At 48.9% G+C, this 18,851-nt stretch carries 15 protein-coding genes; 6 read left to right on the top strand and 9 right to left on the bottom strand.

All coding sequences use genetic code 11. The annotated features are described in order from the left end of the window. Nucleotides 1-3 precede the first annotated feature (3 nt). From hyfB to CCUR_RS00435, 4 genes are all read right to left on the bottom strand, one after another. On the bottom strand, nucleotides 4-2,022 hold the full coding sequence (gene hyfB / locus CCUR_RS00455; protein ID WP_012802516.1) for a hydrogenase 4 subunit B: 2,019 nt from the start codon (nucleotides 2,020-2,022) through the stop codon (nucleotides 4-6). Further along, nucleotides 2,019-2,618: a 4Fe-4S dicluster domain-containing protein gene (locus tag CCUR_RS00450; RefSeq protein WP_012802515.1), complete on the bottom strand. Its 600-nt coding sequence runs from the start codon at nucleotides 2,616-2,618 to the stop codon at nucleotides 2,019-2,021. Before CCUR_RS00450 ends, hyfB begins: the two co-directional genes overlap by 4 nt. Before the next feature lie 64 nt (nucleotides 2,619-2,682). Next, nucleotides 2,683-4,896 (bottom strand): formate dehydrogenase H subunit alpha, selenocysteine-containing, encoded by a 2,214-nt coding sequence (locus CCUR_RS00445; RefSeq protein WP_012802514.1) that lies wholly within the window; start codon nucleotides 4,894-4,896, stop codon nucleotides 2,683-2,685. A 94-nt stretch (nucleotides 4,897-4,990) separates the two neighbouring features. Then, nucleotides 4,991-5,524 carry a 4Fe-4S dicluster domain-containing protein gene (locus CCUR_RS00435; RefSeq protein WP_012802513.1) on the bottom strand — a complete coding sequence of 178 codons (534 nt, stop codon included), beginning with the start codon at nucleotides 5,522-5,524 and terminating at the stop codon, nucleotides 4,991-4,993. A gap of 493 nt (nucleotides 5,525-6,017) precedes the next feature. Between CCUR_RS00435 and CCUR_RS00430 the strand changes: the two genes are divergently transcribed. The 5 genes from CCUR_RS00430 (at nucleotide 6,018) to CCUR_RS00410 (ending at nucleotide 9,375) form a co-directional block, all read left to right on the top strand. After that, nucleotides 6,018-6,350, top strand: coding sequence for a type II toxin-antitoxin system RelB/DinJ family antitoxin (locus CCUR_RS00430; protein WP_012802512.1), 333 nt, complete (start codon nucleotides 6,018-6,020; stop codon nucleotides 6,348-6,350). A gap of 34 nt (nucleotides 6,351-6,384) precedes the next feature. Then, nucleotides 6,385-6,768 (top strand): type II toxin-antitoxin system VapC family toxin, encoded by a 384-nt coding sequence (locus tag CCUR_RS00425; protein ID WP_012802511.1) that lies wholly within the window; start codon nucleotides 6,385-6,387, stop codon nucleotides 6,766-6,768. Between the two features lie 355 nt (nucleotides 6,769-7,123). Continuing rightward, nucleotides 7,124-7,570 (top strand): MarR family winged helix-turn-helix transcriptional regulator, encoded by a 447-nt coding sequence (locus tag CCUR_RS00420; protein ID WP_012802510.1) that lies wholly within the window; start codon nucleotides 7,124-7,126, stop codon nucleotides 7,568-7,570. Between the two features lie 336 nt (nucleotides 7,571-7,906). Beyond that, nucleotides 7,907-8,653 carry a CidA/LrgA family protein gene (locus CCUR_RS07105; RefSeq protein WP_012802509.1) on the top strand — a complete coding sequence of 249 codons (747 nt, stop codon included), beginning with the start codon at nucleotides 7,907-7,909 and terminating at the stop codon, nucleotides 8,651-8,653. Nucleotides 8,654-8,670: 17 nt separating this feature from the next. Beyond that, nucleotides 8,671-9,375, top strand: coding sequence for an LrgB family protein (locus CCUR_RS00410; RefSeq protein ID WP_012802508.1), 705 nt, complete (start codon nucleotides 8,671-8,673; stop codon nucleotides 9,373-9,375). Nucleotides 9,376-9,392: 17 nt separating this feature from the next. Here CCUR_RS00410 and CCUR_RS00405 read toward each other — a convergent pair whose 3' ends face one another. The 5 genes from CCUR_RS00405 to CCUR_RS00385 all read right to left on the bottom strand — a co-directional run bounded on the left by CCUR_RS00405 (nucleotide 9,393) and on the right by CCUR_RS00385 (nucleotide 17,475). Continuing rightward, nucleotides 9,393-10,565, bottom strand: coding sequence for an iron-containing alcohol dehydrogenase (locus CCUR_RS00405; RefSeq protein WP_012802507.1), 1,173 nt, complete (start codon nucleotides 10,563-10,565; stop codon nucleotides 9,393-9,395). Nucleotides 10,566-10,789: 224 nt separating this feature from the next. Further along, a complete protein-coding gene (locus CCUR_RS00400) occupies nucleotides 10,790-11,713 on the bottom strand; it encodes a class C sortase (RefSeq protein ID WP_012802506.1) in 924 nt (307 codons plus the stop codon). 39 nt (nucleotides 11,714-11,752) lie between these two features. After that, entirely contained in the window at nucleotides 11,753-13,201 is a 1,449-nt protein-coding gene (locus CCUR_RS00395) for a SpaH/EbpB family LPXTG-anchored major pilin (RefSeq protein ID WP_012802505.1), read from the bottom strand. Nucleotides 13,202-13,244: 43 nt separating this feature from the next. After that, nucleotides 13,245-15,539: a Spy0128 family protein gene (locus CCUR_RS00390; RefSeq protein WP_012802504.1), complete on the bottom strand. Its 2,295-nt coding sequence runs from the start codon at nucleotides 15,537-15,539 to the stop codon at nucleotides 13,245-13,247. Between the two features lie 493 nt (nucleotides 15,540-16,032). Then, nucleotides 16,033-17,475: a SpaH/EbpB family LPXTG-anchored major pilin gene (locus CCUR_RS00385; protein WP_012802503.1), complete on the bottom strand. Its 1,443-nt coding sequence runs from the start codon at nucleotides 17,473-17,475 to the stop codon at nucleotides 16,033-16,035. Between the two features lie 326 nt (nucleotides 17,476-17,801). Here CCUR_RS00385 and CCUR_RS00380 point away from each other — a divergent pair, with 326 nt between their 5' ends. Further along, complete coding sequence (locus CCUR_RS00380) at nucleotides 17,802-18,461, top strand: YigZ family protein (protein WP_012802502.1); 660 nt, start codon at nucleotides 17,802-17,804, stop codon at nucleotides 18,459-18,461. Nucleotides 18,462-18,851 lie beyond the last annotated feature (390 nt).

Here is an 18,851-nt window from a genome sequence, read left to right as displayed (position 1 = left end):
CTCCTACTTAACCGCGACCGCAAGGGCCAGAAGGACAACAAGAGCAACCACGATGTAGAGAATGTACAGACGGAAGTCGCCGCCTTCGATCTTCTGCACCTTGGCGCTGATCCAGTTTACGAAGCGCGCAGGCGCATCGACCAAATATTTATCAGGTATTCCCTCGATTCGCTTGGCGCCTTCAACTGTGCCATTAAAAAGAGCGGTTGCTCGATCACTTTGACGAGAGAAAACGTCACGTGCCGTGTATAGAGGCCCTAAGAACATGTTGACCTGCGACGCAAAACTCGTAGCAATAACTGGCATGTGAGCATTGGGGTGGTAACCGCATGCCCAAGGATCTTCGCGCTCGTCCACGCCACCCTTATCAAACAGTGCACGCAAGCCGATAGCCAAGCCAACCAATCCGATAAGTAATACAGCAATCAGCGGAGTGGATACCACACCAGCAGTCGAAACATTCACATTGGCAAGACCAGCAGTTACCCCAAGCGACGGAGCTTGTACTGTCGCCTCAGCAATATGTTGCATGATAGGTGCAACCCATGGAGCACCCAAACCCATGCATACGCAGATGAACGCGATAAGTCCCATGGCGAACTTCATTGGCCCTGGCACTTCCTGAGCATTACGCGCTACATCGCTGCGCGGTGCAGAAAGGAACGTGACGCCGTACGCTTTCACAAAACAGGTAACCGCAAGAGCACCGGTAATAGCCAGCGACACAGCCGCAAACGCTGCAAACAAGCGAATAACAGCATCACCCGCAAAAGCGGCGGTGAACATCGATTGATAGGTAAACCATTCAGACACAAAGCCATTGAGCGGTGGGATAGCCGAAATGGCGAGTGATCCTATCAGGAAGCACATAGCCGTCACAGGCATAACCCGTGCCAAGCCGCCCATCTTTTCCATGTTGCGCGTACCCGTGCTATAGAGCACCGAACCAGCACCCAAGAACAACAGACCCTTAAACATAGCGTGGTTGAACAGATGGTAGAACCCAGCAAGAAAACCAAGCACTGCCACGATGGGATTTCCTACAGCAACACCAATGAAGCCTATACCCACACCTAACAGGATGATGCCGATGTTTTCAACCGAGTGATAGGCCAAAAGACGTTTGATGTCATGCTCTGCCAGAGCGTAGACCACACCAAGCACCGACGAAACTGCACCAAACAGAAGCACCAAAATGCCCCACCACAGTTCAACCGGCGAGCTCTGCAGCAAATCGAGACCAACTTTAACCATGCCGAACACGCCGATCTTGATCATGCCACCCGACATGAGGGCCGACACATTAGACGGTGCCGCCGGATGGGCCTGAGGCAGCCATGAATGAAACGGAATCATGCCCGCTTTGCACCCAAAACCAATAAAGCACAGCACGAACACGAGCGATGAAATAACCGGCGAGAATGCTGAAGTGCGGAACGCCTGGAATTCAAACGATCCGGTAAGACCAGCCATAACAAAGAAGGCAATCATGATCAGAAAGAACCCGATATGAGCCATAATTAAGTATAGAAAACCGCCTTTAATGGACGTTTCATTCTGTTCGACAATAACCAAAAAGTATGAGGTCAGCGACATCAGTTCAAAGAACACTAAGAACCAGAGTGCATTATCAACGCAAATCACAAACCCCATGGACGCGATAAATAGGTTCATAAAGAAACCCATTGTACCGAGGCCCTGACCCTTGTATTCATCGAAATAATTAAGGCCGTATATCCATGCCGCAAACGCAAGCACCGATATAACTAACATAAGCAACCCCGATAGTGGGTTCAGCAGCAAGCTGAAGTTCGCAAACGAAAAGGGAGTAACAACGCTCGACCATTCAGCTGTCCCAACAATAGCCTGACAACCAGCAGCAATACCGAACAAAGCAGAAACCATGCCGAACACACAGCCAATTACCTTTGATGCTTGTTGGTTGCGCATAGCAAGAATGGAAGCTAAGGCACCTACGCAGGAAAACACTACTGAGGTAAGAAACAAGGTAGTTGCACTCATCGTTGAACCTCCTTCCGCGCTGCTTTGATCTCAGCGTTTATAACTTCTTGATCGGTAGCTGTCTGAATGCGCTTGGTACGCACTGATTCATCAGCAGTACCTTCTGTAACGTATTCCAGAGCGTTTGTTGGACAAGCAGGCACACAATGCGGACCATGCTCTGGATCGTATGAGCACAGATCACATTTGACCGCACAGGTGTACACACCGATTTCCCACCGCAATAGTGGATCAAGTGTTCTCGAATACGTCGGCGTTCCCATTGCCATGCCCGCAACACCCTGGATGCCTGTTCCTGAAGGATGAATCGCACCAAAGGGGCATACGATGCCGCACAGCTTGCAGCCAATGCAAGTTTGCTCGTTTACTTGGATAGATCCATTCTCACGCGTGATTGCATTCACTGGACATACAGCCAAGCAAGGTGCGCCAGCACAATGATGACAGGTTATAGCTGCTGAAATATCCCTGGTCATCACCACGGATAAGCGCGGTTCCTCCTGCAGCCCCACCTCTCGATGGCCGTCACTGCACGCCGCGCGACAAGTGCCACAGCCAATGCACTTATCAGGGTTTATTGCAATAAAACGATTCACTTCCGCTCCTCACGAAGTGCATCCACACCCGAAGCTATTGCCCCGGGTGTGGATGAAATTTCCCCTAGACTATGGCGTTAGCCGTCTGACGAGAAAGTTTCGCCTCTTGGCCAGGTTCCATATCCTGCGCAGAGGCCGTCTCTACAAGGTCTTCCTTCAGCTGGTCATACATTTCCTGTAAGCGCTGTTCTGCCCAAACCTGGTCTTCTATCGCATCGACCTGGCACGCACTAAATTTATCTTCAGGTGTATGAGAACGAGGGTCGACTGCATGTAACGTTAAGTTGTTGCACTTGCCAATCCACCACTGGTAGGTCATGTAAACGGTACCTTTGTTGATACGAGGATCAACCACGGCGCGAGTCATTGCTTCGCCACGGCGCGAATGCGCACGAACGAGTTCACCATCATTGATACCGCGGGCTGCCGCATCATCAGGATGAATGTGAATCTCACCAGGCTCGTCAGCAAGCACTGCAAGCGTGCGGCAGTTGCCAGTCATAGAACGACAAGAATAGTGACCCACTTCGCGAACGGTGCACAGAATGAGTGGATACTCATCGTCAGGCAGCTCGGTTGGTGGCTCCCAATCGTGAGCCATTAAGACAGCCTTGTGATCAGGCGTTGTGAACTGACCACCAAGGAACATATCGCGCGTGCCTTCGTCTTCGATGTTGCGAATAGGCCACTGAGCATGACCCACACCCGCCATCTTTTCATATGTTGCCCCGTAGAAGGTCGGACAGAGCTCGCGGACTTCGTCCCAGATTTCCTTCGTGTCGTTGTAGTGCATGGGATAGCCCATACGCGTGGAAAGATCCTGGAAGATTTGCCAGTCGTGACGACATTCTCCCTTTGGAGGTACCGCCGCAGTAAAGCGCTGGAAGGTACGGTCAGAAGCAGTAAAGACGCCATCATGTTCGCCCCAGCTAGTACCCGGGAAGATAACGTCAGCCAGCATGGTGGTCTGCGTCATGAAGATGTCCTGGCAAATAAACAGATCGAGGTCTTGAAGCTGACGCTTCAGATCAATCGCATCGGGTTCAGTCTGCAAGGGGTCCTCACCGAAGTTGTAGAACGCATGAACCTTACCCTCATCCACATTGTGGCCCACGTCGGTTAGCTTGTAACCATCGTGATCGGACAAACGTTCAAGCGGAACATTCCAAGCCTTAGCAAACTTTTCGCGAACCTTGATATCGGTAGCCTTTTGATAACCGGGATACAAGTTAGGCAACATACCCATATCGCAGGAACCCTGCACGTTGTTCTGACCACGCACCGGAGCTAAGCCAGCATTCGGCTTGCCAATTTGATGCGAGATACAAGCGATTGCAGCCAGCGTATGAACTGTAGGAACGTTTTGCTTCTGCTGAGCAACGCCCATGCCCCACCCAAGAATGGAAGTCTTGGCAGTTGCATACATACGTGCCGCACGACGCATCAGTTCAGGGTCAACACCCGTGATGTGTTCAACTGATTCGGGAGTGTAGTTTTTGATGGTTTCCCACCACTCATCGAAGCCATTCGTATGCTCTTCGATGAATTGTTTGTCATGCAGATTTTCCGTAACAATAGCATTAGCAAATGCATTGAGGAAGGCAATATTGCAGCCATTATTAATCTGCAGATGGATGTCAGCGATACGTGCTGTTTCAATAACGCGCGGATCGACGACAATGATCTTGGCACCCTTTTCTTTGGCACGCACAATGCGGCGTGACACGATGGGGTGCGAAGCACTTGGATTGTAACCAAATAACATAATGCATTCGGCATCTTCCATGCCCGGAATGCTAACGCTCATGCAACCTGAGCCAACTGTGTCCATCAGACCGATGACTGTAGGACCGTGTCAAGTTCGAGCGCAGTTATCGATATTGTTTGTTCCAATGCAAGCACGAGTAAACTTCTGCATAACGAAGTTTGCTTCGTTGCCTGGTCCACGCGATGATCCTGTCAACATGATCGAATCGGGACCATACTTTTCTTTGATTTCAGTAAGCTTCTTCGCTGTAAAATCAAGTGCCTCATCCCAGCTGACACGCTCGAGGGGTGCTCCCTTTGTACGGCGAATCATGGGGTGATAGATACGCGGCGTCAGGATCTTTGTATCGTTGATGAAATCGTAGCCGTGCAGGCCCTTGAGGCATAATTCTCCCTGGTTTGTAACACCATCAAGGCCCTCAGCACCGACAACTTTACCATTGTCATCAACGAGAAGATCCAGCTTGCAGCCCGCACCGCAGTACGGACAGACAGCCATATGTCGCTCCATGCTTTCCTCCTCTTTCCTCGTTACCCGATATTTATCTTCCTTATTCATCAGACGGTGTGTTTTTAAGTCTGCACCCCGCCGTATGACCGACTGATTAAGCGACGCTCGATTGAGAGGTCGCGCGGTTTTCATTCTGCGAGTAATTCTGAAGTTTTACCTTATCGATTAAAACCAATCCCTTTGTCGGACACGCTTCGATACATGCCGGACCACCAAGACGGTCTGCGCAAAGATCGCATTTCACTACAGTAGGTTTCTCGTGGCGCTCGATAACTAGATCACCAAGTTTTGTGGTGACATCGCGCATCACAACTGAAACTGCACCATATGGACATGCCATAACGCAATTACGACAACCGATGCAATTTTCTTCCCGAATGGCCACTCGTCCACCCTCTTCGCGATACAGCGCCTCGGTCGGACAAACCGCTGCACAGGGCGCATCAACGCAATGCCGACATGCGACAGGCGCTGAAATCATAAGGGTCGATACTAGATTGAGGCGAGCAACTGCAACATCATCAATTACGTCATGCTTCGCCAAACAAGCCGCCATACATGTACGACATCCAATGCATACATCAGGATCAGCTACGACACAAACGCCTTCAGCCATTTCTGTTTCCATCGGAAACACCTCCTCCAACAGCTTCTCGGTCCCTCGTCTTCCAGCGCCTCTTCAAACGCTGCTCTCCATCTGCCGTAGGATCTGTTGCCTCCTCCTCCCCGGCAGTAAATCAGATATGCGCCTCGTCAACCGCACATACCAATTACTAGACCTCTTTGCACTCCCCTCTTCGCTCATTAACTCTCGTTCATTTGAGCACTTATTAAGGATACGCATTTCCTTCATACTCTGCGGTTCTGCACGGAATACGACTCATCTTAAAGAATCGACCACATTCCGCGCAGAACCGCAGCAATACTCATAAGGTCTTCCTAGCGTTATCCCATATCTCATCCGCAAAGGGAAGTATCCTCTTTTAGGTTTTTTATTAATCTAGCTAAAAATAACGGTGAGTACTTCGCGGATTAGTCTTTTACTATTTTTCATATTGTAGTACAAATGTAATACAAATTAACTGAAAGTATTTGTTGAATCCACTAATGAGGAGCAATTTATGTCCAAAGATAGCATTATTCAGGTCCGTATCAGTGAACATGACAAGCTAGAAGCTGATGAATTATTCACCACCATGGGAACTTCTACTTCTGAAGCAGTTCGCCTTTTTATTCGTCAATGCCTCATTCATCAACGCATTCCTTTTGAAGTATGCTTGCCTGCTAAAAAGACACGTGGAAAGGCTGCTGGTATGCTCGCTGAATACGCAAGCGGCGGGCACCGAGGAGAAGAGCGGTCGGCATGGTTGAAGGCGCTTACAAAATCCCCCGATTTTCTTATTGGAAACAGCCAAGCCACTAACCCTGACGGCGATCGTGCATATCGAAACTAGCAGCAGAGCATCAAAAGAAAGGTCGATAAGCTCTATGCCAAGTAAAAAAATCAATACGATCATCGATGAAACCGTTATTCTGCGGTACCTACTTAACGACAACAAGGCGCAGGCACGCCAAGCACGTAAGATTATAGAGACAGGAATTGCTTGTACCTATCCGGAAATTATCGCACGTGTGGCAGTATGTTTACGCGATGTGCACCGCGTGCCACGCACGGTTATCGCCGCTTCACTTATTGCACTGCTCGATGAAGTAAATGTTCCTGAAGAGGCAGTGGTGCGCTATGCTTCCCGCTTATTTGGATCGTCCCCACTTGATTACGTCGACTGCCTTATGGTGGCACGCAATACTGTTTCAGGGATTCCCTTTGTCTCGTTCGACAAGCCCATCATGAAACGAACTTTTACTGTATAGACAGCGAAGCATTAATCTATCTTTAGCTAAAAAGATTCAAGGCCATAAGATCAGAAAGACCCATCATGATGGATTTTCAGAAGCAAAATGTCATAAATAGCTCGGATCATGTATAAATATTAACGACAGTACCCCGCACACGCGAGCGTTCATGCAGCAAACCAGGCGGGGTTATTTTCTTTCTCTCTTAAAACCCGCACTCACATTTCGAGCCTCAGAGGTCAGTTATTTGCAGCACTATTTGATTGAGCACGTTATAATAGTCTGCAATAAGATTTATGGTCGTTTATAGCCAGCCACTATTTCCAGCTACCGTTTCTAGCTGCTATGTACTTATTCGATGGGGTTGATTCGCATGCCTTACGAACAATTAAAACTCGACAACCAGGTTTGTTTCCCACTGTACGCCGCTGCCCGCGATATCGTGCGGCATTACAAGCCCTTCCTCGATAAGCTTGATCTTACCTACACGCAGTACATCGCGCTTATGGTGTTGTGGGAAGAAGACAGTGCCTCTATTAAAGAACTTGGAGGACGCCTTTACCTTGACAGTGGTACCTTGACACCCCTATGCAAGAAGCTCGAAGCAAAAGGTCTTGTCAAGCGCGTGCGAGACGAAAAAGACGAGCGTAACGTAATCGTGTCGCTTACTCCAAAGGGCCGTGCACTCGAGCACAAAGCGGCCGATATCCCAGGGTTGATGGCTCAGTCGGGTTGCATGCCGCTGACTGCCGAAGAGCGAGATGTACTGCGCAAACTGCTGTATAAAACGCTTCATGGTCTCGACGCAACCGACGCGTAAAACTTGTCACAACGCGATGCTACCATTCGTGCACACGACCAGCTAACTATATTGCGCACACAATCGCCTAGCTATGGGGGCGGTATGGTCTTAAGCCAGCACAAGAGAATCGCCACCGCCTTCGCGCACGGCATTCCCCATCAGACACAACCCGTAAGTGCTCGTTTGCATTAGTGCTGACGTGGATGTTTTGAGGACGAGGCGCACCGGTTATGTGTACTTAACCCATCTGTTCTTACTTAGCCGTACCCTATATGCTGTTCAACACTTGCTGTGCAATGACGTTTTGTTGCTGAGGCGGCACAGCACTATTGACTCTGGGAGAATGATCAAAACATGCTAAAAGAAGCTCGTACCTCCAAGGGTACGACAGGCGAAGCTGTCTTGTGCGACTCTGCTGCCACTGGACTTATCGCAGGTGAGGCTACCGTAAGCAGCTCTGTATCGGACGAATCAGCCTCGGGCAAAACTCTTCTACGTGACTCCATCTCAAGTGAATCGACCTCAAGCGAAACCGTCTCGAGCGACTCTACATTGAATAAAGCCGTCCCAGGTGAGAACGCATGCGACACACATAAATCCGATAACGAACGTGAAACGAGTAAAACACGCAAGCGCAAACGTTTAAAACGTCGCACAAAGGTACGGCTAGGACGTGCGATACTTCTGACCCTGCAGATCGCATTGCTTATTATTGTCTACGAAATTGGCTGCACTGTTGCAACATTTCTTCCCATCGATCTGCCAGGAAATATCGTCGGCATGGGACTTTTACTTATTTTGCTGGCCACCGGTATTCTCAAACACAAGCATGTTGGCCGCGCTTGCGATTACCTGATTGACAACATGTCTATCTTTTTTATTCCGGCAGGTGTCGGCATTATGGGATGCTTCACTCTACTTGCTGGCAATGGGCTTAAGTTTGCCTTTGTCTGCATAACTACCACTGTTATCGTTTTTCTTGCAACAAGCTGGACGGTTATTGCAGCACAGCGCCTTGTTGAATCATATGCCCACAAAAAGACGATACGCACTCAGTCCGATAAAACGAAACAATCTTGTTCTCATAGACTAACGCACTAAAATCGAGGGACAATAGTATGGACATTAATCTACCTTTACCCGTCCTACTTGTTGTAGGCATGATCCTTTCAATTGTGGTGTTTCAACTCGCAGTGTTGCTGTACCAGAAGGTAAAATCCCCGCTGCTTAATCCTCTACTCGTCACGCTTGTCGTACTTATTGCTGCACTATCGGTGCTGCATATCCCTTACGACGCCTATGAGGCAAGCGTGCAAGTATTTTCTTTTATGTTGGGACCTGCAACTGTTGCGCTCGCTTATTCGGTATGGCGTCAGCGCTCAATACTTAAAAGTCACTTTATTCCAATTGTTTCAGGCTGCCTTGTTGGGTCAATCGTATCAATGATAAGTGCCTATACGCTCTGTACCCTGCTGGGGTTGGGTGATGATATGGCCGTTTCGTTTATTCCGAAATCAGTAACAACACCTATTGCTATCGCTGCTTCACAAGAACTCGGTGGCATTACCTCCATTACCGTCGCCGCTGTTATTATTACCGGCATTCTTGGTGCTATTTTTTCACCCCTTATGGCAAAGATATTCCACGTGCACGATCACGTGGCAACCGGTGTTGCCATCGGCACCTGTTCGCATGCAGTGGGTACTACGAAGGCCATTGAGATGGGTGAACTCGAAGGAGCCATGAGTGGTGTATCGCTAGCAGTAGCAGGTCTTATGACAACCGTAATTGTCATCGTAGCGCACTGCGTTTTCCAGGGATAAGAGCAGAGTATTACCACCTACAGGACAAGGCGATAAATCTCACGCGCGTCATTGATGGTCAGTTTCTTGAAGCTCCCGAACACTGCACCCCTATTCTTTTCAAGGGTAACCAGCATTGTGTCGATATCTTCTTCGTGCACATCCAGTTCTTCGAGCGTTGTCGGCATGCCAAGCGATGCAAAAAATGAACGGGTCGCATCAATGGCGTTGTAGGCGTCGGACCAATCGTCCCCTGTTGAAACCAAGCCAAAGATCTCACGACCATATTGAATAAACCGCGCTGGGTTTTCTTCGAAGACGTATTCCATCCAAGAGGGGAACAGCACCGCTAAGCCTGCCCCATGTGTAATCTGCGGATTAAGCGCTGATAGCTCGTGCTCCAAACCATGTGTTGCCCAATCTTCATGACGACCTACACCAGCCAGCCCCTGATGGCACAACATGCCAGCCCACATAATGTTTGCACGGGCATCGTAATCTTCGGGGTCGGCCATCACACGGGGTGCTTCGGCGCGAATTGTTTTCATAAGCGAAAGGCTAAGATTGTCGGTTACGGGCACGCTACCCATATCGTCGAAGAAACGCTCCAGCAGGTGGCTGTACATATCGGTAATACCAGCCGCTGTTTGATAGGGCGGCAACGTAAAGGTAAGCTCCGGATTCATAAACGAAAACCGCGGGCGAAGCGATATATGACCGTACCCCGTTTTGCGCCCCAGCTCGTCGTTGCTGATGACGGTGTTCGATGACGCTTCGCTGCCCGCTGCAGGTATGGTAAGTACCACGGCAAGCGGCAGTACTTCGCTAGGAGCCTGCTTTGTTTCGTAGAACTCCCACGAATCGATATCGCTAAGTGCACCCAGCGCAATGGCTTTAGCGGAATCGATGACAGATCCGCCGCCCACTGCCACAATCCAATCAATCTGCTCTTGTTTGCATAAACGAACCCCTTCGCGCACCAAACCGATTTCGGGGTTAGGACGCACGCCACCTAATTCAATGCAGGCAATTCCGACTTGCGAAAGTGAGGCGCGCACGCGGCTGATAAGCCCACTTGCTAACGCGCTTTTCCCGCCGAAATGAATAAGGACCCGCTGCGCTCCTGCAGCGCGAATTTTTTCGCCGACTTTTTCTTCTGCGTCTTTTCCGAAAACAAAATGAGTGGGTGATACGAATTCAAAGTCTTCCATGGTCGATCTCCCCTTTACCAGTATGCAATAGAGCCAATTACTAATTCACTAATTAGTAATCAGTATACGCTGCACATGGAAGATCTAGTAATACGAGCTATTTGACCGAGATATTTCCAGCCGAAATACGTTCATCAATATACGCTGAACGCGGAAAGTCTAGCGCTGGCAATGACGAACGTCCAAACGTCGTGATTCGCACACGGCATTGGCACGCGAAAGATCTAGCGTTGGCGACGGCGATAACGAAGGATCACATACACCACAGCAATAATAGCTACAGCTACAAGGACACCCGCCAGTGCATATGCCCACAGATGACGAGGAAGATCAGTAGGGGTTGCCACCAAACGAATAGTGGAATCCTCGGACGTATTCCAACTATCAGGCACTTCGCAGCGTTCAGCATGGACAAGTAACCGATGTGTATTAACGCCATATGGCGTACAGGTAACCAGGGTCACCAGATCGCGCCCAGCCTCTGTCTTGATACTGTCGACTTCTTCAGGCAGCACGACTTCAGTAGAGGTAATTTCGTAGGCATGGTCTTCGCCCAAGACACGAATAATAAACCAGTCGCCCACCGAAAGTTCATCAAGGCGATCAAAAAGACGTGCCGAGGGAAGCCCGGTATGTCCAGCAAGCACACTATGCGTAGATTCTCCCCCAATGGGAACTGAAGTGTTTACTACATGCCCTACCCCGCGCGTTAAAGATTCGTCAGTAGTGTAGTGATAAATAGGAAGATCAACATTGATCTTCGGAATGAAGAGCTCTCCCATAACCCCGTCGCCAGCAACATTGAGTACACTTTCATACTCTTTGTTACCAAGATAGGTAGCCTTGGTATCAAAGGGGTCAACTACTTGCGAGCTGCCCGAGAATAACTGGGCGTTATAAGCTTCTGCTCGTTGTTGCTCTTGTGAAAGGTCTTCAGGCGGAAGAGCGGCTACGACTTCTTGCTGGTTGGCACTTACTGCGTCCTGCGCACGTTGATTAAGCCAATCGCTCACAAAGGGATAGCTGATAAGTGCTACGCCAGCAAGCAGGATAATGACAGCAATAACTAACTGTAAGCGCGCCCATCGCTTCTTTTTTGAAGAGCGCACTACACGAGCAGGGGAACCTGAAGGCTCCCTTGTTGCCACTTGTTGTTTTGCGTGTTGAGCAGACAAAATTGCTATCCGCTAACTCTGCTTTTGCTTCCTGAATCGCGCAATAGTAACGAATGCGCATGCCAGCAATCCCACTCCTGCTGCGACGAGAATAAAGGTTCCCACATCGCCTGTAAGAGGCAGGACAGGTTGCTTTCCATCTACCACATCTGTGCTGGAAACCAAATAGTTATCTTCAACCTCAGAAGTAACGGGGTTGTCAGCAGTACAAACAGCTGCACTTAGTGTAAAGGTCTGATCAGCAACCTTTGTGTATCCCGCAGGAACAACCGTTTCGGAAATGGTGTATGTTCCAGCAGATAAGCCTGAAAAGTAAACATATCCATTTTCGTCGGAAGTAGATTCGATTTCGGTGACAGAACCATCGCTATTGGTAACCTTCAGCGTAAAGGTAGCACCCGGAAGAGCGTTTCCGTCAGGATCCACCTTCTTGAAGACATAGCCATAGGTCTTGACCTTGGTCTTGTCAGATGGAATAACTGTTGTGGAGTTATAAGGGTTCGGATTAAACGTCACAGTAGCGGTATTGCCTGTTACATCGTCGGCGCTATGCGAGAAAGCGTCAGAAGTGAGTTTGGCATTGTAGGTAACCGTAATGCTCTCACCGGGATGAGCTAGAACATAGGCCTTGGAAAACTCGATGGTGTAGCCCGTAGCACTTGCCGTAAGGGTGTAGTCGGCACCAGAAACAGCCGTAGCACCATTGATCATGATAGAGGTTGTATCAATCTCAAGACCGGCGGTAGGAGTGTCACCAATCTTGAAGGTGGCATCCTTAGAATCAGCTGGATAGTTAGGGATGGCGGTTTCAATCTTGAATGGAACCGTATCGCCAACGCTGTACTTATCGGTAGACTCTTTATATTCGCTACCAACGGTCTTTTTAACCGTCACGTCTGTCTTTTTGACAGCAACATTTACGGCATCATGAGGATTATACGTTCCGTTGGTGTTGGCCTTGGGGCTAACGTCAATAACCATGTTCTGATACACGCGTGTTTCACCACTGGTGCTTGTTACGCGAACAAGATAGTAGCCACTGCCAAGGGTAAGGTTAGCTGAAGTGCCCGTTGCAGTAGCAGTTGCTGCTGGTGCCGTGCTTGCATCAGCAAAAGCCTTTGCAATTTTGCTTGCAGCGTTTTGCATAGCACTACCCTGTACGAAACTAGTGCCATCAGAAGCAACAGCAGCAATCTCATCGATCGTGTCATAGTCTGAAGGCAGGTCAGAGGCCATTGTATAGGTAAGGTTATTGGCTGCATCAATATCGGCATCAGCAATGCGATAGGCCTCAACCGTATCACCAGCAAGCAGATCGGTGATTGTCACTGTACTGTCAGCCACATCGGTAGTACTAGTTGGACTTGCGAAAGCAACAACCGGTGTCAACGCCAGAGCAAGTGCAACTGCAGCTACAGCACAGCTGACCTTATGCATCCCCGTTCTTACAACCGAACTCATCAACATTCTCCTTTTCGCTCTCGGAAAGGTAGGTACCCTACAATTATTTCTCGTTTGGTTTGGAATCTAAAAACTGATGACGAAGTATCAGCGCACTTCCTCCTATAGCGAGCAGACCTCCGAAGAAGAGCAGTGCGGCAACCATGCCCGACCCAGCTGTTAATGGCAGATTAGGAATGGGCTCGTCAGCAATAGTGATAGACGCCACCCCATTTTTGAGAGGCAAGTTAGCAGACACGCCAGCGCTGTCTTTAGTGCTCACCGTGCCATCAGCTGCAACAGCTATCAGGTGTGCTTTGGTATCAAGGTTATATCCTGAAGGTGCTTTGGTTTCTTTAATCCAGTAATTAGTGCCTGGCATCAATCCGTAGTAATGGCCTTCCCCAGCAGCATCAGTAGTAACCACCGCGACAGGAATAGCAGTTGTCAGGCCAGCATCTGAATAGACAGTTGCCGGAGTGTCATTGGCATCAAAGGTATTGTTGCCATCGTCTTTATAGAGAGTAAATTCTGCCCCAGAAAGCACGCTTCCATCGGTTGACGTCTTAAGAACTGTTACCGGAATAGTTTTCGTATTGGTAAAGGCTGCCCCGTCATCGTCATAGGTAGTAGTTATAGCAAGCTTTCCTGATCCAGCATCCTCAATCTTCACGGTTACTGTTTCGCTATGACTGTCGTAGATCATACCCGCATCAGCACCGGGAGTCTCTTCAATCGTGTAGGTATAGGTCTTACCAATATCTTCTTGAGTGTAAGGGATCTCACCGAAGGTCACTGCACCACTGGTATCGTTCTTCTTCGTATCGATAAGGGCTCCATTGCTGTCTTTCAAGGTGAAAGTAAATTGATTCGCCTGAAGAGCACCACCGAGAAGGCTCTTGGTTGCCTTTAGCTGCACTGACCCCTTCGCCTCATACGGTACAAACACATGCACGGTATTGGTGACCTTGGCATTGTTATTAACAGCAACAGAAGCCGTATTGGGAACCTTCCAATACTTATTCCCATCAATATTCTCTGTTTCATACGAGTCCAAATTGGCACTCTCAGATACTGGCGCTGTAATGCGGAAAACGTGTTTGTCTTCTGCATAGCCATGTCCTGTGTTCTTAGCGGTCGCCTTAATCGTCTGACCCGAGATGGAAATGGTCCAGTTATCAGTTACGTCAACACCGTTTTTGAGAACCTGAACCGTAGCCCGAGACGCGTCGAGCGCATTATCTAGGGTGTCTTCCATCACGATAGAAGAAGCCTTATTAGAATCTGCCACATACGGGAATGTCTCAGTTACATCAAAGGAAGCCGTCTCTCCCCGCTTATGAATCTGACGCTCGGGAGATTTAACCGGAGCAGACCATTCAGGATAAACAGTTACCCGCGTGTCGTATCCAATTCCGGTAGAGCAGGTATGTCCGCGCCATTCAGTAGTGAACTGTGGAGTAGCTTTTGCTACCACAGTTGAAAGGTTATCAGGCACCTGCGAATCGTCATTCTGCGTTGAACGGAACCATGTGCCGTTATCACTTACTTGTAGCGTTGTGTGTGTACCAACAGTAGCACCCTTATATCCACTAACGAAGTGAACACTCTCACGCCAATTTGAGCTGTAATTAAGCGACTTATCAGGCATAACTACTGGGCGGTCAATATCCCAATATACGATATCGACTTCATTGTCTGAATCAATAAGCGTATCAGTTCCATGTTTCACAATAGAAGTACCGTAAATAGACTGCACACCCACTGGGGTTGTATCGGCTGCATCGTCCTGAGTGGTTACTGCTCCCACGATGGGGCCATATTTTGTTGTTATTTCAAAAGGTGAAAACCAGGTAGGGCTTGGGGTTCCGTCAAATTTCCAAGCCATTACCGACGTAAAGTCAAGTATTGAATCGATCGCTTCACCTTTAGAGGTATAACCGATGTTATTAAAGCGGACCTTGAAGCCACCCCACGTTGCCCCGTTATATGTCCAGGCATTGTGATATCGCCAGATCATATATTCGCCACCGTTGGTTTTGCCCATCCATTGGATGTACCAACCGCCGCCAAGATCTCGTGCGGGACCATTTTGACGTTTATCAGCAGGTGTAATCTCACTGAAATTATGCCAAGCGCCATTACTCCAGAATTGACCGCTATTTGCTGAGGGGGGATTAGTAAGATAAACGTTCCCGCTAACGGAATTAAGAAGGTCCCCACTCGTGCTAATAGGATCAGCAAAAGCTTTATTAGGAGCAAGACTACAGAGGGCTACAGCAATAACAAAGCCCAATACACAAAGAAACACTGCGCCCCGATGGGCTATAGAACACCTCGATGAAAAACTCTTAATCATCTTGTATCATCGTCCTCTTTACTACGCAATGCAGTCGCTACGCGATAGCTTCTTTTATCTTTTCTCCTACTTGTTACATTAAAAGTAGTTGCAACAAGCGCCAGGGCAAAGCTAAATCCAGCAAGGCATATTACCCAACTGGAACGCACGAAAGGCTTCACTTATCGAGCGTGCTGAGGTCACATCCATGCTCGCCCATTCGGGAGGAATATCACAACGTTCTGCATATACCAGCAGTTGAAGGGTATTCACCCCGTATGAAGTGCACGTAATAAGCGTGACAAGAGCGCATCTGAACTCTACCGTGAAACTCTCAACCCCTTGAGGAATACGACTTCGTCGAATTAACTCGATACGCCTGGTCCTCATCACTAAGCACTTAAATAAGGAGCGCGTCGTCAACGAGGGCGCGAAACGGGAGAACGCACATGCTGCCCTCCCGTTCGCTTGTTCTATATAGACCGCTCGTTAACGACTACGCTTCTATCCTCAGCTATGCGTTATCGCGCTGATTCTTCCGAGAGCGGACAAACACGACACCACCAAAGGCAAGAAGTACGACACCTGCTGCCGTCAGCGCCAAGGTACCTGCGCCACCCGTAATAGGCAGTTGCGGCTGATCGGGGTCAACAACATCGCTGGTTGCAACGAGATAGTTGTTTTCGACCTGAGTAGTAGCAGGATTGTCAGCAGTGCAAACAGCCTCGCTCAAAGTAAAGGTCTGATCAGCTGCCTTCAAATGACCTGCAGGAACATTGGTCTCGGTAGCGGTATAGGTGCCCGCAGCCAGATCCTCGAAGTAGACATAGCCATTTGCGTCAGAGGTAGACGTAACCTGTGTGCCATTGGCAAGCGTAATCGTGAAGACTGCGCCAGCCAGTGAGTTACCTGACGCATCCACCTTCTTGAAGACATAGCCATAGGTCTTGACCTTGGTCTTGTCAGATGGAGTAACTGTTGTGGAGTTATAAGGGTTCGGATTAAACGTCACAGTAGCGGTATTGCCTGTTACATCGTCGGCGCTATGCGAGAAAGCGTCAGAAGTGAGTTTGGCATTGTAGGTAACCGTAATGCTCTCACCGGGATGAGCTAGAACATAGGCCTTGGAAAACTCGATGGTGTAGCCCGTAGCACTTGCCGTAAGGGTGTAGTCGGCACCAGAAACAGCCGTAGCACCATTGATCATGATAGAGGTTGTATCAATCTCAAGACCGGCGGTAGGAGTGTCACCAATCTTGAAGGTGGCATCCTTAGAATCAGCTGGATAGTTAGGGATGGCGGTTTCAATCTTGAATGGAACCGTATCGCCAACGCTGTACTTATCGGTAGACTCTTTATATTCGCTACCAACGGTCTTTTTAACCGTCACGTCTGTCTTTTTGACAGCAACATTTACGGCATCATGAGGATTATACGTTCCGTTGGTGTTGGCCTTGGGGCTAACGTCAATAACCATGTTCTGATACACGCGTGTTTCACCACTGGTGCTTGTTACGCGAACAAGATAGTAGCCACTGCCAAGGGTAAGGTTAGCTGAAGTGCCCGTTGCAGTAGCAGTTGCTGCTGGTGCCGTGCTTGCATCAGCAAAAGCCTTTGCAATTTTGCTTGCAGCGTTTTGCATAGCACTACCCTGTACGAAACTAGTGCCATCAGAAGCAACAGCAGCAATCTCATCGATCGTGTCATAGTCTGAAGGCAGGTCAGAGGCCATTGTATAGGTAAGGTTATTGGCTGCATCAATATCGGCATCAGCAATGCGATAGGCCTCAACCGTATCACCAGCAAGCAGATCGGTGATTGTCACTGTACTGTCAGCCACATCGGTGGTACTAGTTGGACTTGCGAAAGCCAAACCAGGCGTAAGTGACACCGCAAGAGCCATAGCCGCACATACTGCGACAAGCCTCTGCGAGATGGTCAGGGAAGTTGCTCTCATTCTTTTTCCTTTCTTGTAGCGCCTGCAACGAACGGGGGATCAGTCCCATCATTGTATACATATGTTATTACCGCACTCCCGAAAGGAGCACAGCGAAATGAGGCTAACTATACCATGTATTGCTTTAAAGGGAATGGATTGCTACCCCCCCCCTCGACCTTCCGAAATATACCCGTCTTTTTGGTTGATTTTGCAACCTTCTTATCTGCTTACATCGTGTAATAAAAGGAAACTGCTGTGGCAAAACGCAGTAATGGAAAATTAATGAAAGGCGCACTTTATATCCTATTCTCCCCTTCAGTTAGAGAAAAAGGAACGGTGCAGAAATGGACCTATACCGCACCATACGTGAAGTTTCCTGTGCTGAAATCGAAGTAAAGAAAAGCCGCTTCATTGCCCATGTGCACCCTGTATCCACAGAAGCCGAAGCGCTCGCCTTTCTCGATGAAATACGAAGCACCCATCGCACGGCACGCCATAATGTGTATGCCTACATCTTGCATGACGATAGTAGCAACGGCGGAGCAGAGCGTATTCGCTACTCTGATGATGGTGAACCCTCCCAGACGGCAGGACTTCCGGTGCTTGAAGCACTTCAACATGCCCACCTTACCAACATCGCCTGTGTCGTAACTCGTTATTTCGGTGGCACCCTGCTGGGAACTGGTGGCCTCGTGCGTGCTTACACGCAAGCCGTTCAATCAGCATTACACGCCGCGCGCATCGCTCGTGTTGTGCAGTGTGTTGAAGTAGAAACTGTTTGTGCTTATCCCCTTTACGAACAGATACAACGTATAGCCGTTGATACAGCGGGCGAAATTGTCCGTACGTCCTTTACCGATACGGTGTCAGTAACAATACGAACAGAATGCACCAATAAAGAACTGCTTATCGAAAAGTTGACCGCACTACTCAAAGGAAACTGTGGCCTTACCGTCAGTCAGCCATTTAACGCACTGATGGATGACGATAACCCCAACAACTAAGCGCACTCAGAGGCAGGCATCCTAAAAGTGAATCTGCACAAGCTTGGGGCAACACACTCAAGCGATCCGTAGCCCTATGGTGGTAAGTAGCCACAGACACACTTTTCTGACTATATCCCTATCTTCTCGAGTGAACGGATAGGGTATAGAGCTTGAAGTTATAAAAGCCTAAAAGCTCTAAGTAAAAGAATGCCGCCGGACAAGAGGAGGGGATGTCCGACGGCGAAGAGGAAACGGAACCAAAGCCATTCAAAAGGGAGAGGGAAGGCTTTGACCCCTTTGGGATATCAATCCCCCAAGCAGTTGGCAGATGAGGAGGGACCAACCAACTCGGTACTGAAAATGATGCCATGCAACGCTGCTGCACACAGCACCCACAAAGGAGTATTT

Source organism: Cryptobacterium curtum DSM 15641 (assembly GCF_000023845.1).
Classification (GTDB): domain Bacteria; phylum Actinomycetota; class Coriobacteriia; order Coriobacteriales; family Eggerthellaceae; genus Cryptobacterium; species Cryptobacterium curtum.
Note: the sequence above shows the minus strand (reverse complement) of the source record. Positions and strands in the feature narration are given on the sequence as shown.

Coding starts and splice junctions, on each gene's coding strand:
- CCUR_RS00430 (WP_012802512.1), top strand. CDS start 6,018: ATGTCCAAAGATAGCATTATTCAGGTCCGTATCAGTGAACATGACAAG.
- CCUR_RS00420 (WP_012802510.1), top strand. CDS start 7,124: ATGCCTTACGAACAATTAAAACTCGACAACCAGGTTTGTTTCCCACTG.
- CCUR_RS00435 (WP_012802513.1), bottom strand. CDS start 5,524: ATGGAAACAGAAATGGCTGAAGGCGTTTGTGTCGTAGCTGATCCTGAT.
- CCUR_RS00385 (WP_012802503.1), bottom strand. CDS start 17,475: ATGAGAGCAACTTCCCTGACCATCTCGCAGAGGCTTGTCGCAGTATGT.
- CCUR_RS07105 (WP_012802509.1), top strand. CDS start 7,907: ATGCTAAAAGAAGCTCGTACCTCCAAGGGTACGACAGGCGAAGCTGTC.
- CCUR_RS00395 (WP_012802505.1), bottom strand. CDS start 13,201: ATGAGTTCGGTTGTAAGAACGGGGATGCATAAGGTCAGCTGTGCTGTA.
- hyfB (WP_012802516.1), bottom strand. CDS start 2,022: ATGAGTGCAACTACCTTGTTTCTTACCTCAGTAGTGTTTTCCTGCGTA.
- CCUR_RS00425 (WP_012802511.1), top strand. CDS start 6,385: ATGCCAAGTAAAAAAATCAATACGATCATCGATGAAACCGTTATTCTG.
- CCUR_RS00410 (WP_012802508.1), top strand. CDS start 8,671: ATGGACATTAATCTACCTTTACCCGTCCTACTTGTTGTAGGCATGATC.
- CCUR_RS00405 (WP_012802507.1), bottom strand. CDS start 10,565: ATGGAAGACTTTGAATTCGTATCACCCACTCATTTTGTTTTCGGAAAA.
- CCUR_RS00390 (WP_012802504.1), bottom strand. CDS start 15,539: ATGATTAAGAGTTTTTCATCGAGGTGTTCTATAGCCCATCGGGGCGCA.
- CCUR_RS00380 (WP_012802502.1), top strand. CDS start 17,802: ATGGACCTATACCGCACCATACGTGAAGTTTCCTGTGCTGAAATCGAA.